This window comes from Photobacterium sp. DA100, from assembly GCF_029223585.1.
Lineage (GTDB): Bacteria > Pseudomonadota > Gammaproteobacteria > Enterobacterales > Vibrionaceae > Photobacterium.
Map to the genome: position 1 here is coordinate 1,431,386 of NZ_CP119423.1, position 12,621 is coordinate 1,444,006.

At 48.3% G+C, this 12,621-nt stretch carries 13 protein-coding genes; 6 read left to right on the forward strand and 7 right to left on the reverse strand.

Annotated features, from left to right (window positions below):
* Positions 1–45: 45 nt before the first annotated feature.
* The 4 genes from pstB to PTW35_RS06990 all read right to left on the reverse strand — a co-directional run bounded on the left by pstB (position 46) and on the right by PTW35_RS06990 (position 3,518).
* The gene (gene pstB / locus PTW35_RS06975) at positions 46–795 is read right to left on the reverse strand and encodes a phosphate ABC transporter ATP-binding protein PstB (protein ID WP_281027081.1); all 750 of its coding nucleotides are present in this window, start codon (positions 793–795) and stop codon (positions 46–48) included.
* A gap of 18 nt (positions 796–813) precedes the next feature.
* Positions 814–1,680, reverse strand: coding sequence for a phosphate ABC transporter permease PstA (pstA, locus tag PTW35_RS06980; protein ID WP_039462575.1), 867 nt, complete (start codon positions 1,678–1,680; stop codon positions 814–816).
* A 5-nt stretch (positions 1,681–1,685) separates the two neighbouring features.
* Positions 1,686–2,597, reverse strand: a complete 912-nt coding sequence (gene pstC, locus PTW35_RS06985; RefSeq protein ID WP_044623051.1) for a phosphate ABC transporter permease subunit PstC — start codon at positions 2,595–2,597, stop codon at positions 1,686–1,688.
* Between the two features lie 102 nt (positions 2,598–2,699).
* The gene (locus PTW35_RS06990) at positions 2,700–3,518 is read right to left on the reverse strand and encodes a phosphate ABC transporter substrate-binding protein (RefSeq protein ID WP_281027082.1); all 819 of its coding nucleotides are present in this window, start codon (positions 3,516–3,518) and stop codon (positions 2,700–2,702) included.
* A gap of 492 nt (positions 3,519–4,010) precedes the next feature.
* Between PTW35_RS06990 and PTW35_RS06995 the strand changes: the two genes are divergently transcribed.
* The 3 genes from PTW35_RS06995 (at position 4,011) to PTW35_RS07005 (ending at position 6,858) form a co-directional block, all read left to right on the forward strand.
* Entirely contained in the window at positions 4,011–4,928 is a 918-nt protein-coding gene (locus PTW35_RS06995; RefSeq protein WP_281027083.1) for a LysR family transcriptional regulator, read from the forward strand.
* Positions 4,929–5,180: 252 nt separating this feature from the next.
* Positions 5,181–6,398 (forward strand): NupC/NupG family nucleoside CNT transporter, encoded by a 1,218-nt coding sequence (locus tag PTW35_RS07000; RefSeq protein WP_039462568.1) that lies wholly within the window; start codon positions 5,181–5,183, stop codon positions 6,396–6,398.
* A gap of 184 nt (positions 6,399–6,582) precedes the next feature.
* Positions 6,583–6,858, forward strand: coding sequence for a hypothetical protein (locus PTW35_RS07005; protein WP_281027455.1), 276 nt, complete (start codon positions 6,583–6,585; stop codon positions 6,856–6,858).
* Positions 6,859–6,875: 17 nt separating this feature from the next.
* Here PTW35_RS07005 and PTW35_RS07010 read toward each other — a convergent pair whose 3' ends face one another.
* Positions 6,876–7,670, reverse strand: a complete 795-nt coding sequence (locus PTW35_RS07010) for a family 16 glycosylhydrolase (protein ID WP_281027084.1) — start codon at positions 7,668–7,670, stop codon at positions 6,876–6,878.
* Positions 7,671–7,799: 129 nt separating this feature from the next.
* Positions 7,800–9,245, reverse strand: a complete 1,446-nt coding sequence (locus PTW35_RS07015) for a DUF3131 domain-containing protein (RefSeq protein ID WP_281027085.1) — start codon at positions 9,243–9,245, stop codon at positions 7,800–7,802.
* A 289-nt stretch (positions 9,246–9,534) separates the two neighbouring features.
* On the opposite strand from PTW35_RS07015, the gene PTW35_RS07020 reads away from it, so the two are divergent.
* On the forward strand, positions 9,535–9,804 hold the full coding sequence (locus PTW35_RS07020; protein WP_281027086.1) for a hypothetical protein: 270 nt from the start codon (positions 9,535–9,537) through the stop codon (positions 9,802–9,804).
* Positions 9,805–9,833: 29 nt separating this feature from the next.
* Here PTW35_RS07020 and PTW35_RS07025 read toward each other — a convergent pair whose 3' ends face one another.
* Entirely contained in the window at positions 9,834–10,763 is a 930-nt protein-coding gene (locus tag PTW35_RS07025; RefSeq protein WP_281027087.1) for a hypothetical protein, read from the reverse strand.
* 311 nt (positions 10,764–11,074) lie between these two features.
* Between PTW35_RS07025 and PTW35_RS07030 the strand changes: the two genes are divergently transcribed.
* Together PTW35_RS07030 and PTW35_RS07035 are read left to right on the forward strand one after the other, a co-directional pair.
* Positions 11,075–12,334: a SpoIIE family protein phosphatase gene (locus PTW35_RS07030; RefSeq protein WP_281027088.1), complete on the forward strand. Its 1,260-nt coding sequence runs from the start codon at positions 11,075–11,077 to the stop codon at positions 12,332–12,334.
* Entirely contained in the window at positions 12,286–12,618 is a 333-nt protein-coding gene (locus PTW35_RS07035) for an STAS domain-containing protein (protein ID WP_281027089.1), read from the forward strand. The genes PTW35_RS07030 and PTW35_RS07035 overlap by 49 nt, the downstream gene beginning before the upstream one ends.
* Positions 12,619–12,621: the final 3 nt, after the last annotated feature.

A 12,621-nucleotide genomic window follows, 5' to 3' on the forward strand; every position in this document is an offset into this window, starting at 1 on the left:
TCGTCAAAAATCTGCATCTGATTTGAGGAAGTGATTGAATGGCGATTAACCAAAGTCACCGTTTACGTAGCCGCGGGTACGGTCATCAGCTGGTTGGTTGAACAGCACGTCTGTTGAGTCGTGTTCGACCAGCTCACCCATCAGGAAGAAGGCCGTGCGGTCAGAGATACGGCGGGCCTGCTGCATCGAGTGGGTAACGATAACGATGGTGAAGTCTTTCTTCAGGGATTCCATCAAATCTTCAATTTTCTTGGTAGCAATAGGGTCAAGTGCTGATGTTGGTTCGTCCATCAGGATCACTTCTGGCTCCATTGCGATAGTACGGGCAATACACAGACGCTGCTGCTGACCACCCGACAGGCCGAAGGCGTGTGATTTCAAACGGTCTTTCACTTCATCCCACAGGGCAGCACCACGTAGCGAGCGCTCGACCACTTCATCGAGGATCTTCTTGTCTTTAACACCCTGGGCACGAAGGCCGTAGGCAATGTTCTCGTAGATGCTCATTGGGAACGGGTTCGGTTTCTGGAATACCATACCGACTTTGATGCGAAGCTGAGCTACGTCGATGTTGCCGTAAACATCTTCACCATCCATAGTCAGCTTGCCGTCGATTTTTACGCCTTCGATCAGGTCGTTCATACGGTTAAGGCAGCGCAGCAGTGTCGATTTACCGCAGCCCGACGGACCGATTAGTGCGGTAACCTGGCGGTTAGGAATTGGCAGGTTGATTTTCTTCAGCGCCTGGTTCTCGCCGTAGTAAAGGTCTAGATTTTCAATATTAAATTTGTTCATGGTTCTCTTCCTCAAAAATTAGTAAGTCGCAGTATTGAATCGGCTAGCGATGAGCTTCGTTAGCAAGTTAATAACAAGAACAACAATGATCAGAATGGTGGCGGTTGCGTATGCCTGGTTCCATTCGTGAATTGTGTATAGCTCCTGCGTTAGTTTGTACAGGTGAACGGTTAGCGTACGGCCAGAGTCGAACATGCTCTCTGGGATACGGGCAACCATACCTGCTGTCATGAAGACCGGTGCGGATTCACCGATAACACGACCTACACTGAGGATGATGGAGGTAACAATACCCGGCATAGCGCTTGGTAGGATTAGTCTCCAGATGGTGTAAATTTTAGATGCACCCAGACCATATGAACCTTCACGGTAAGTCTGAGGAACAGCCATTAGTGCTTCTTCCGTTGTGCGGATAATAACAGGGAGGATCAGGATACTCAGGGTCAGGGCACCTGACAGGATAGAGTAACCAAAGCCCATTACGACAACGAAGAATGTCATACCGAACAGACCGTAGATAATCGACGGAATACCGGCCAGTGATTCAGTACAGAAACGGATCACTTTAACTAGCTTACTACCCACTTTTGCATATTCGGTTAGGTAGATAGCAGTCATGATACCCAGTGGCGCGGCAACACCGATTGAAGCGGCAACCATGTATAGGGTTGATACGATCATTGGCCAGATCCCTGACTCTTGACCGATGGTGGTGTAGTTGCTGGTGATGAACGACCAGTCTACGTATGACAGGCCATTGCTGAGGATGTACCAAACTACCCATACCAGGAAGCCTACCGTGATAGAGGCTGCCGACCAGATAAGCGCCAGAGAAATTTTATCTTTCATCTGCTGCTTTTGTGTATTTGTACCTTTAAGAGCCATTGTGATTACCTCGCACGCTCACGGTTCAGATAAAGAAGCGCACCGTTCAGTACCATGATGAAGACCAGAAGAACGATACCCGTTGCGTAGAGTGCACTTGCGTGCAAGCCAGTTGCGTATGACATTTCAATCGCAATGTTTGCCGTCAGGGTACGGGCCGAATCCAGCAGGCCTTGTGGCATTGCAGGGGAGTTACCCATTACCATGATAATCGCCATGGTTTCACCCAGAGCACGAGCAACACCCAGGATCACGCCGGTCATGATGCCCGAGCGGGCAGCAGGTACAAGCAGCTTAAAGATAGTGAACATTTGCGATGCACCCAGGGCGTACGAACCTTCTTTGTAAGTACGGGGTACAGCGCGGATTGATGTTTCAGATACCGTGATAACGGTTGGCAGAATCATCACCGCAAGTACGATGATACCGGCCAAGATGGTGTTACCCGCTGGTACGGCGAAGACATCTTGAATCAGGGGGACGATGATAACCAAGCCGAAGAAACCGTATACAACAGACGGGATACCAGCCAGTAGTTCAATCATCGGACGGATTGTATTGGCAAGGCGCTTAGGGGCAACCTCGGCAATGAAAATCGCCGTCAGTACGCCGATTGGCACACCCAGAACAACCGCACCTGCCGTAGACACTACAGAAGCCACGATCATCGGAGCGATACCGTAAAGCGCTGGTGGAAGCCAGTTGGTGCCGAATACGATAGAACCCACACCGGCTTGTGCAAAGGCATCGTAGCCTTCGCGGAAAATAAAGTAGCCAATTAAGATCAGCGAGAGAATGCCAAGTGCGGCACTCGATAAAAATAGGTATTTAAAAAACAGTTCGCGCCAGTCGACTTTATCTTTAGCTTTCAGCGATGAGCCTTTGGCTGAACTTTCAATGTTATTTGCGATGGTCATATTTTTACTCCAGATATTGGCTAAACAAGGTTTATCCGAATACCGAGGAATCAACAAACCGGCCACCACCATCAGATGATGACCGGAAAATAAAACGTTTACTTAGTTAACAGCGATGTAGCCTTTGTCAGCAACAATCTTCTGGCCTTCAGCACTCTTAATCCACTTCAGGAACTCAAGCGCTTCTGCAGATGGGCGGCCTTCTTTGTAAAGCACCAGGAACGGACGCTGTACACCGTATTCACCGGCTTGGATGGCTTCAACAGATGGCTTGTGGTTGTCGATTGATAGTGGCTTAACAGAACCGTCAACAGAACCTAGTGAGATGTAACCGATAGCAAATGGGTTGTTGGCTACGATAGTTTTCAGCTGGCCGTTGCCGCTTGCTACTTGCGCACGCTGAGAGATAGCTGATACTGAAATATCGTTGACTTTCATTTTCAGGTTCATGATGTCTTCGAAAGCACCACGGGTACCAGATGCGGTGTCACGAGTTGCAACAACGATTGGCTTGTCTTCACCACCTACTTCTTTCCAGTTGGTGATTTCGCCTTTGTAGATTTTGGTCACTTCTTCTTTCGAAAGGTTAGAGACTGGGTTGCTTGTGTGTGCAACGACCGCGATACCGTCACGAGCGATAACAACTTCTTTGATGTTGTCTGCTTTCTCAGAATCTTTCAGATCGCGAGAGCTCATACCTAGGTCAGAAGAACCATCGTGGGCAGCACGAACGCCAGCAGATGAACCTGGGCCCTGAACCTCGATAGTGACATCATGAGATTGTGCGTAGGTCTCACCTAGAACTTCCATGATAGGTGTAACAGAGTTCGAGCCTACAACAGAAATAGTTTCAGTTGCGATTGCTGGGTTGATAACCATTGAACCTGCTAGGGCTAGTGCACCAATAACCTTTGTTTTCATTTTCCTAATCCTTAAAAAGCTGGCCTTATTGCCAATAGGTTTGAATGAACGAGGCCAAGATTAGGGAAGAAGTATGACAGTAATGTTTCAGTACTTTGAACACTCTATGACGCTGTTCATAAATGTTTAATACCTGTCCAATTTGATCTCTGTTCCAGTTATTGCTGCAACCTGTATGGAGGAATACAAGTAATTTACCTACTAATCAGACAGATAGCATGGCCATGATATGGCGGGGCGTCGAAGGCGACCGCGATGGAGCAGGCTGAAATTGTCGCTGAAATCCACCTGGTTTTACCACTGTAAAAAGACCTGTCGAAGTTGCCCTTTTTTTTTCTGATTATCGCTTTTTTGCTTCATCAGCTGCTGCTGTTATGCCCAATTGGACAAAGCTTGCGCGCTGTAACTGGGGGGGATTGGCCAGATGAAATCAATATTTGATGTTGGCTCTGTTACAATTAGCCCCACAGCGAGTTCAATGAAAGCATCATAATGATTAAAAAAGCCCAACAGATGGTGGTGTTCAATGCACTGACTCATCAGCGCAGCTTTACCAAAGCTGCGCAACTGCTCGATATATCCCGCACCCAGGTCAGTAAGCAGGTCCAGCAACTGGAGCAAAGGCTCGGGGTACAGTTGGTGCAGCGCACGACCCGTTCATTTGCCTTGACCGAAGCGGGTGAGCGCTTTGCGGTGCACTGTGCCAATATTGTGGCTGAAATAAACGAAGCGGAAAGCGAGCTTGTTCAGAGCAGTGATAGCATGCAGGGGATTTTGCGGGTTGGCAGCGCCCAATCATTCGCCCGCCATCACATTGCGCCATACCTGGCGGCTTTTCATCAGCAATACCCTCAGTTAGATGTTGAGATGAGCTTATTTGATCACAAGGTTGATCTTATCGCCGAGCAGCTGGATTTGTGGATCGGGATGACGGATTCGCCCCCGGAAGGGTTCGTGGCACGGCATTTGGCCGATTGTCATTTCGTCCTCGCCGCCAGCCCTGACTATCTGGCCCGCCGAGGTGTGCCTTATCGACCTGAAGATTTGGCGGGCCATAACTGTATTACCTATTACAGCCGGGAGCGCAAAGATAATATTTGGAGCTTCGAGCAAGGCGGCGAGCAGCAAAATATCAAGGTATCGGGAAATTACCGGGTCGATTCGGCGGATGCGATCCTTGATGCGACCTTGTCAGGCCATGGGGTGGGGTACTTGGCAACCTACCTATTGGATAAGGAGTTTCAGGAAGGGCGGCTGGTCCGTTTACTGCCTGATTGGCAGCTCTCCCAATATATGCCGCTGTATGCTGTATACCCCCGTTATCAGTACCTGCCAAAGAAGGTGCAGGCCTTCCTGGATTTTGTCAGGGGGAAAATTGGTGAGCCAGTGTACTGGGACAAGGTGCTTTAATCATCAACCGGCCACCGAATACGGTATCGTTTTCGTCTGAGTCGAGGAGAGAATTGTCAACTATAGTGACAATAGTATCCCGTATATGCACTAATCATGACTAAACAGCATGATTTGCCGTTTCTATAAGCAAAATCCAAGGCTGATGTGGCTAAAGTGTAAATATGTGTAACAAGTTGATCCTTGTCACAGTTTTAATTCTGAATAGAATGCCTCCGCAATCGTTTACTAACAAATTTGTGGAGTTTGGCCATGAGCTATCTGGTCAGTGCACTAGGCGTGATGACGCTTTTTGCGGTTGCAGTTCTATTCTCTGAAAATCGTCGTGAAATCAACTGGCGTACCGTGGGTGGTGCCTTTGCCATTCAGCTAGTTTTTGCCGGCTTTATCTTATATGTCCCGGTAGGTCGTGAGATCCTCAACTCTGTGTCCTCGGCGGTTTCAGGAATTATCGATTACGGCCGTGTGGGCACTGAATTCCTGTTTGGCGAACTGGCCCAGTTCAAACTAGGCTTTATTTTCGCGGTAAATGTCCTACCGACGATCGTTTTCTTCTCGGCTCTGATCTCTGTGCTGTACTACCTCGGCGTAATGGGCTTTATCATTCGCAGCATCGGTGGTTTGCTGCAGCGTATGCTGGGCACTAGCCGTACCGAATCGATGTCGGCGACCGCGAATATCTTTGTCGGCTCGGTAGAGGCGCCTTTGGTTGTGCGTCCTTACCTAGCCAAGATGAGCCGCTCGGAACTGTTTGCCGTGATGGTAGGCGGCCTGGCCTCTGTGGCTGGTGGTACTTTGGTTGGCTACGCGGGCCTGGGTGTTGATATCAGCTACTTGATTGCTGCTAGCTTCATGTCTGCACCAGCAGGTTTGATGATGGCAAAAATCTTGGTGCCTCAGACAGAAGTGATCAACGATGACGACGCGGCCGATGAAGGCGGTGAAGACGAGCCAGTTAACATTATTGATGCGGCTACGCAGGGTGCGTTGAGCGGCCTGCAAATTGTGATGGCCGTTGGTGCCAGCTTGTTGGCGATTATCAGCTTGATTGCTTTGATCAATGGTGGTCTGGCTCACGTGGGTGACTGGACGGGGATCGACAACCTGAGCCTTGAGCTGATTTTTGGTTACCTGTTCGCGCCAGTGGCATGGTTGATTGGCGTGCCTTGGTCTGAGGCCACGGTAGCTGCTAGCTTGATCGGTAAGAAGATTGCCGTTAACGAGTTTGTTGCGTTTGCCGATCTGATTGCCGTGAAAGATCAGCTCAGCAGCCACTCGCAGGCTATCGTGACATTTGCCTTGTGCGGTTTTGCCAACCTGACTTCTATTGCCATGTTGATGGGTGGTCTGGGTGGTGTCGTGCCAAGCCGACGTCCTGATATTGCCCGCCTGGGGTTCAAGGCAATCTTTGCTGCAACCTTGGCAAACCTGATGAGTGCAACAATCGCCGGCGTGTTCTTGTCTTTCTAACGACGGGAGAGGCAATCAGCGCACAAAAGAAAACAGAGTGCAAAGCACTCTGTTTTTTTATTAATAGTATGCTCTCGGGGAACATACAAACTGCAATATAAGACCTAAGGACCATTTGAGTATAAGTGGGCAATCCGGTAGTGTCTGTCTCACAAGTGATATATGACCCGATATAGGCGAAATGATGAAATCAGACGTCGATAAGCTACTGAATCAACATTGCGAACTTATCCATTCTGAAGATAAGAAAGTCGTATCACACCGCCAACGCGAAGACGGTGATTGGATAATGCATTCCCTGATGCTTGAGGGATGTGATGTTCCGTTCAAATTCAAGCGCAAGAAAAAGTACCAATCACTGGCGGGAGCAAAGGTCAATCTGACCTACTATCCGGCTTCTGAGGTAGTGGCCGGATTGAGCTTTGAAGTGATGAAGGTGGTACGCATCAAACGCGCCTGATGGGCATAAAGCCATAACTAGTTTCCCTGCGCGCATGTTGGGGCGGGCACAAAGCGGAAGTTCTTGTACTCGGCCGTCACGGTAGTGGCGGGGTTCTGGCTGAACTCGCCAGCCCAGTTCGAAATCTGATGGTTGGTTGCCCACACATTGGCCATTATCCGGAGCCGGCTGTCTGCCGCTGAAGGGGTGGGATCATCGCCGGTGCTCTGCACGCTATGGACTAGCTTGCCATCGATATACCAGCTGATGGCGTCTTTGGTCCATTTGATACCGTAGCGGTGAAAATCTTGCGAGGCATCAAAATCCAAGTAGATCAGGTGTTCGTGGCTGCGGGCTTGGCTGTCATGGTTGGTCCAGAAGTTGACTTGCATGACACTGGTATTGTGACCCAAGAACTCGATATCGATTTCGTTGTGCTTGCCATTGCCATCTTCCGGTTTGTCATAAGGGCCTGCAAACAGGAAGAACGAGCTGACCACCCCAGGCTCCGCGATTGGTTTCATTTCCACTTCGTAGCAGCCATAACCATAAAACTCATGGCTTCTTAATTCACCTGATTGAAATTCAAACTCATCCGCTCCGTTGGGCGAGTGACTCAATGTAATCGCCATACCGTCTGCCGAATGAGAAATGGCTTCCCCCTCCCAGCGGTTGTCGAACGGAAAGCCATTGCACCAGCCATCGGATTTCCACCAAAGCGCAGTATGTAGTGCCGTAAGGGGATCTGTAATTGAGTTACCAGCAAGCAAAAACGGCGACATTGTTAGCATATTGAATAAGCCTGCTGTATGGAGTAGAGATCGTAACGACATAAATACTGATCCATGAGAAATAAAAGTGCCAGAACTAAATGTAGCAGGATTTTTTTGCTCTATAGCTAGAGGGCTGTATTGGATTTGGGACGAAATTTAAAATTGTGCGACAAGGCTTTATAGCGGGCACTAAAGTGCGGCACTGCTCGGCTTAATGAGCGGAGTAAAGTGACGCTTTTTATACCATAAGGCACTCAAAATCAGGGAGTTGGTGTTAATGTTATAGGCGCTGTTTGGACCGCCATTTAGATAGACGCCGGTGGGGATCGCTCGATGTGGCAGACTGTTAGCGACCACCTGTTCGGCAAGTTCGTACCCGAAATCATCACCATCAAATAGTACACTCAGGGCAAAGGCCGCTTTATTGCTAAAAATTTGCGGGTTTTCGATCGGTTGACCACCAGGTGCGATACTGACCCACGCCTTGCCATAGATATACATATTGTTGTAAGAAAACCACGGCGATCGGCTCATGGCATCTTCGGCAAATACCCAATAGCTTGCTTCTTTGGCTGATTTTAATTTGTGTAATTCGAATAGGGCATTGAGTTGGTTCCACCATTGGTTCTGACTGCCGATCTCTATGCCCAAGAGCACATAGGGATCAGTGGTGAAATAAGCGAGGTTTCTCTGATCAACCAGAAGCGGTATTCCCTCGACGGTCACTTGTGCGATGTCTTGCTGCTTGTAGGCTGCACTGACATCAAACCCGAACAGTTTATAGCCGTACGCGGCATATTGCAGATAGCCAAGCCGGCCTTCTTGGCGGTAGTGGCTATTTTGGCCTGTTTTGAGCTCGCCGTACAATGTGCCCTGGAAAACCGCTTTTTCTAATTGCCACTTGTCGACAATATGTTGAATCGCGGGTCTGAGCTCCGGTTTGTGTGTTTGGAGTATTTCAAGCCAAATTAATAACCTACCTATATCTAAAGCGGACCAGCCATTGCCATTGGAGCGGTGAGTGCTAAACCTGCCCGAGGGCTTAGCCGAACGGGTGCTGTACTCCCGGTTAGGCAAAGATTGTTGGTAGAGTGGGAGTGTCAGCAGGGCATCTAAGGTTTTTGCTAGTTTGTCATTGGCTTGTTCGGTCGTGATGAGAGCCAGTCCTTCGGCAGAAAGTATGGCTGCAATACCGCTGGCGACATCCCACATCGTTGTGTGGTGATAGCCTTGGACTGAATTGAAGAGGCCAGTTTTGTCATTCCAATTTTGTTCGAAATAGTAATAGGCTTTTTTGGCAAGCAGCTTGTCATTTCGGCTAAGGGTGACAGCAGAAAGAGGGGAAGTGGTTAGCTCCGTACGGGAGGGAGTGATAAGCACGAGAGGTGCGGCTTCATTCTTAGAAGCTTCTTCTTCGTTTGTCATCACGGGGGCGATAGCCCGACGCTGAAATTGGATATCACTGCCTGTGATGCTCTGCTGGTTGGGGATTATACTGCGCGCGCCATAAAAACTGGGATCACTCTCTTTTGTTTCAGTATCGAAAACAGCATGTACAGAAAGCGGCATCCATGATGCGGCAAGCAGTGTGGCGGTTTGAAGCGCTTTTCTTGTCTTCCGGGCTGTTTTCAGCATTAGGCACAATTCCTTGTCCTGACTATCTAATAAGTTATATCGGTTTAGCTTAGGCGTTGGGATAGTGCACTTTATATACTGAGTGAAAATGTGACGTTAATCGCGTCATAACCCTATGATGCCTCATTAATTATCTGAACCTTTGCCATTGATGTTTATTTACGCGTCCTATAATTGATACGGAAGCTGGCGGCAACAGGACGTCGTTAAAGGTCGTGTTCAGGCTGAACTGAGCTAGATGACTTGGCCTGGGCATTGCCATACAGGGAGCGTGATAAGTGGTGGGGCTATGGCATTTGATATTGTCTTTTGGTTTTTCTTTTATTTGGCGTTTTTCTGTCTATCGACCTACTTGGGTTACCAAAAAGGGAATTTGATAGCGGGTATTTTACTGGGGTATGTCCTGGGCCCGATTGGCGCCTTGCTGATGTTTATGAGTAAAGATAGAAAGCATATTACCTGCCCGTCATGCCATGCTGAAATCAATAGGCGTGCGTATATTTGCCCCAAGTGTCATGTGAAAATCGGAATAAAATCAGAAGCGGTGCGGGAGGAATGAGGTGAAACAAATCTGCCTGTGTCTCTCAATCAAAAAGAAAAAGAGTAGGCGAGGGTAACAGAGCCATCTTTAAATCGCCCTGTGTCGTCGGCGCGGTCGGATGAATTCCATCGGTTTCCAGAGTAGTTGTTGTACTGGATGGTAATTGTGCCAGGCCGCCAGTCGAAATAGCCAAAGCCATAGGTATAGTCTGGGTTCCAGGGCTGCTGTTGTGAACTGTCAAAGTAATAAAAGGCAGTACCGTTAACATACCAGTTGCCATAGATGGAGTACTTGCAACCCAGGCTGAGGGTTTTATGGCCTGTCATGTAGGAGGTGGTGTCGAGGTCGAAATACTCATGGGTGTAGTTGAAGTCAATTTGACAGCCAATGGCCCCCTCATCGGTAAAGGTGAACCAGCTTTTTACTGGGTCGACGACAGGAAACTTCCAGCCCAGCGACCACGTCCCTTGATCGAAGTTGGTAACAGGTTGCTCATTAGTGGCCTTAAAACGGTTACCACCATAATTGGCATAAACGAGGCTCAAGGTATAGGGACGCCAATCACTGTAACCGAACACATAGGTAAAGTCTGGATTCCAGGGTTGCTGCTGTTCTCTGTCCCAATAGTGATAGAGTGTGCCGGAGATAAACCAGTTACCTAATACCGTGTACTTGAGTGAGAGGGTGGTGGTCATATTGGTATTGACTGGTACATTCGTCGCGTTGACTGGGATATTGGCCGCAGGGGTGTCGATGAGAGGGTAACCAATCCCAAGACTGCCACTCAGACCATGCAGGAAAGACTTATCCTCATTGTTGTCCCACTCTTCGAAAGGAAAGTAGAAGGAGCTCGACACGCCTTTCCAGATTAAATTCGCTTCTGATGTCTCTTGGTCTTCTTCAACAACGGTGTGTTTTACAGCCTTGGTTAATGATGGCGAGCTGGGTGCCTGAGCGTGTTTGCGTGTTTCGCTCATATACTCATCGGCCATGCAGGGCATAGCTAAAGGCAGAAGCAAAAGAAACACACTGAAACAACGCAAGCCTATCATTCTTGTATTCCGAGGGAGCAACAACTTCTAGTTGTGGCGCTAATCAAAAGCAAAGTAAACCAGTTGCAAGTGATTTTTTGAGGTAACAGACAGAAAAGAAACATTTTTTTTGTGTGCCTAGTTAAACTTACTAGAATGTATGTGTAATTTAAATTAATTACATATCGGTTGGTGTTGGGAAATTGCTATGCAGCAATGTGTTTAAGCATGATCGGCATAGTCTCACTGGTGATTCAATGAAGAAACTCTTGCTGGTTGACGATAACAGAACCATGCTCCTTTTCATGGAAAAGGTGCTGTCCAAGCGTGGGTTTGACGTCATTACGGCCAGTGATGGTATGCATGCATTGCAAGTTTTGGGCGACAGGCAAGATATCCAGTTTGTGTTGAGTGATTGGATGATGCCGGAAATGGACGGTATCGAATTGTGCTCAAGGGTGAAAGCGGCGGATTACGGGCGCTATTTGTTCTTCATGTTGTTATCAGGCAAAGACGACAAGGAGTCTATCGTCAGCGGCATCAATGCTGGGGCTGATGACTTTGTGGTCAAAGATACCCATGTCGATGAGTTGGTGGCTCGCATTGAGGCGGGGTTTCGGACATTGGCACTGCACAATGAAATCACGGCCAAGAATGATGCATTAGACAATGCGTACGCCACCATGAAAAAGGATTTGGAATCGGCGGGTGAGTTGCTCAAGCGTTTATTGCCGACTGAAAACACCATGTCTGGCGTAGAGCTGAGTTATGTTTCTATTCCTAGCGCACAAATCGGCGGGGATATGCTGGGCTACATGAAACTGGACGAGGAGCATGTTGCCATTTATTTATTGGATGTCGCCGGTCACGGAGTGTCATCGGCACTGTTGTCTTTTTCTGTTCAGCAAAGTATCGCGGTGACCTCTGGAAATAGCGCGATTGTCAAAACGGTATCGGATGAGCCGCCATTCTACCGCATAAGCCAGCCCCATGAGGTTCTGAAACGCCTTAACGAGCAATACATCACCAACGATCAGAACTTACTCTATTTCACTATGGCTTATGCCGTACTGAATATTAAGACTGGCAAAATGGCTTTTTCTGTTGCAGGCCACCCGCCGCTGATTTGGTTGCATTCCCAGCGCGAAGAAGCTGAGTTGATTGGCCAGCACAGTTTTGTGGTTGGGGCATTTGATTTTGTCGAATATGAAACCTCGTATATCCAGCTTGAGCCTGGCGATAAAGTATGGATGTATTCTGACGGGATCACCGAGGCAGAAAAAGACAATGAAATGTTTTCGGAAGAAGGTTTGCGAAAATTGGTTGTTCAATTGAATGAGCAGCCAACGACGTTACAAACAGAGTTGCTGGTAAACAGTGTAAGAGATTGGCAGCAGGCTGAACAGTTTGCAGATGATGTCAGTGTGCTTGTTATTGAATGGAAGGGCAATCCAGAAAGGGAGCAGTTATGCGATATGAAACTATCTACCAAGGTCAATGCACGGTTCTTCAAATAAAAGAAGAGCGATTTGATGCCAAGCTGGCACCGAGTTTCAGGAAAGAGGTCGAAAAACTATCGCCGAGCATTGGCACTCATTTAGTGCTTGATTTATCAGCCGTCCGATTTATGGATAGCAGTGGCCTGGGTGCTGTGATGGCAGTGTATAAAATGCTGCGTGGCAAGAAAGTCTGCGTGGTCAACCCGCAGCGTGCGGTCCAAGAGTTGCTCAAACTTACGCGTATGGACAAGCTTATCACCCGTTACGATTCCATTGAAGATGCCATTGCAACAATAGCTTAGAGG

Bases quoted from the DNA above. Each gene is read 5' to 3' on its own strand.
- pstB (WP_281027081.1), bottom strand. From the start codon at position 795: ATGAACAAATTTAATATTGAAAATCTAGACCTTTACTACGGCGAGAAC.
- pstA (WP_039462575.1), bottom strand. From the start codon at position 1,680: ATGGCTCTTAAAGGTACAAATACACAAAAGCAGCAGATGAAAGATAAA.
- pstC (WP_044623051.1), bottom strand. From the start codon at position 2,597: ATGACCATCGCAAATAACATTGAAAGTTCAGCCAAAGGCTCATCGCTG.
- PTW35_RS06990 (WP_281027082.1), bottom strand. From the start codon at position 3,518: ATGAAAACAAAGGTTATTGGTGCACTAGCCCTAGCAGGTTCAATGGTT.
- PTW35_RS06995 (WP_281027083.1), top strand. From the start codon at position 4,011: ATGATTAAAAAAGCCCAACAGATGGTGGTGTTCAATGCACTGACTCAT.
- PTW35_RS07000 (WP_039462568.1), top strand. From the start codon at position 5,181: ATGAGCTATCTGGTCAGTGCACTAGGCGTGATGACGCTTTTTGCGGTT.
- PTW35_RS07005 (WP_281027455.1), top strand. From the start codon at position 6,583: ATGAAATCAGACGTCGATAAGCTACTGAATCAACATTGCGAACTTATC.
- PTW35_RS07010 (WP_281027084.1), bottom strand. From the start codon at position 7,670: ATGTCGTTACGATCTCTACTCCATACAGCAGGCTTATTCAATATGCTA.
- PTW35_RS07015 (WP_281027085.1), bottom strand. From the start codon at position 9,245: ATGCTGAAAACAGCCCGGAAGACAAGAAAAGCGCTTCAAACCGCCACA.
- PTW35_RS07020 (WP_281027086.1), top strand. From the start codon at position 9,535: ATGGCATTTGATATTGTCTTTTGGTTTTTCTTTTATTTGGCGTTTTTC.
- PTW35_RS07025 (WP_281027087.1), bottom strand. From the start codon at position 10,763: ATGAGCGAAACACGCAAACACGCTCAGGCACCCAGCTCGCCATCATTA.
- PTW35_RS07030 (WP_281027088.1), top strand. From the start codon at position 11,075: ATGAAGAAACTCTTGCTGGTTGACGATAACAGAACCATGCTCCTTTTC.
- PTW35_RS07035 (WP_281027089.1), top strand. From the start codon at position 12,286: ATGCGATATGAAACTATCTACCAAGGTCAATGCACGGTTCTTCAAATA.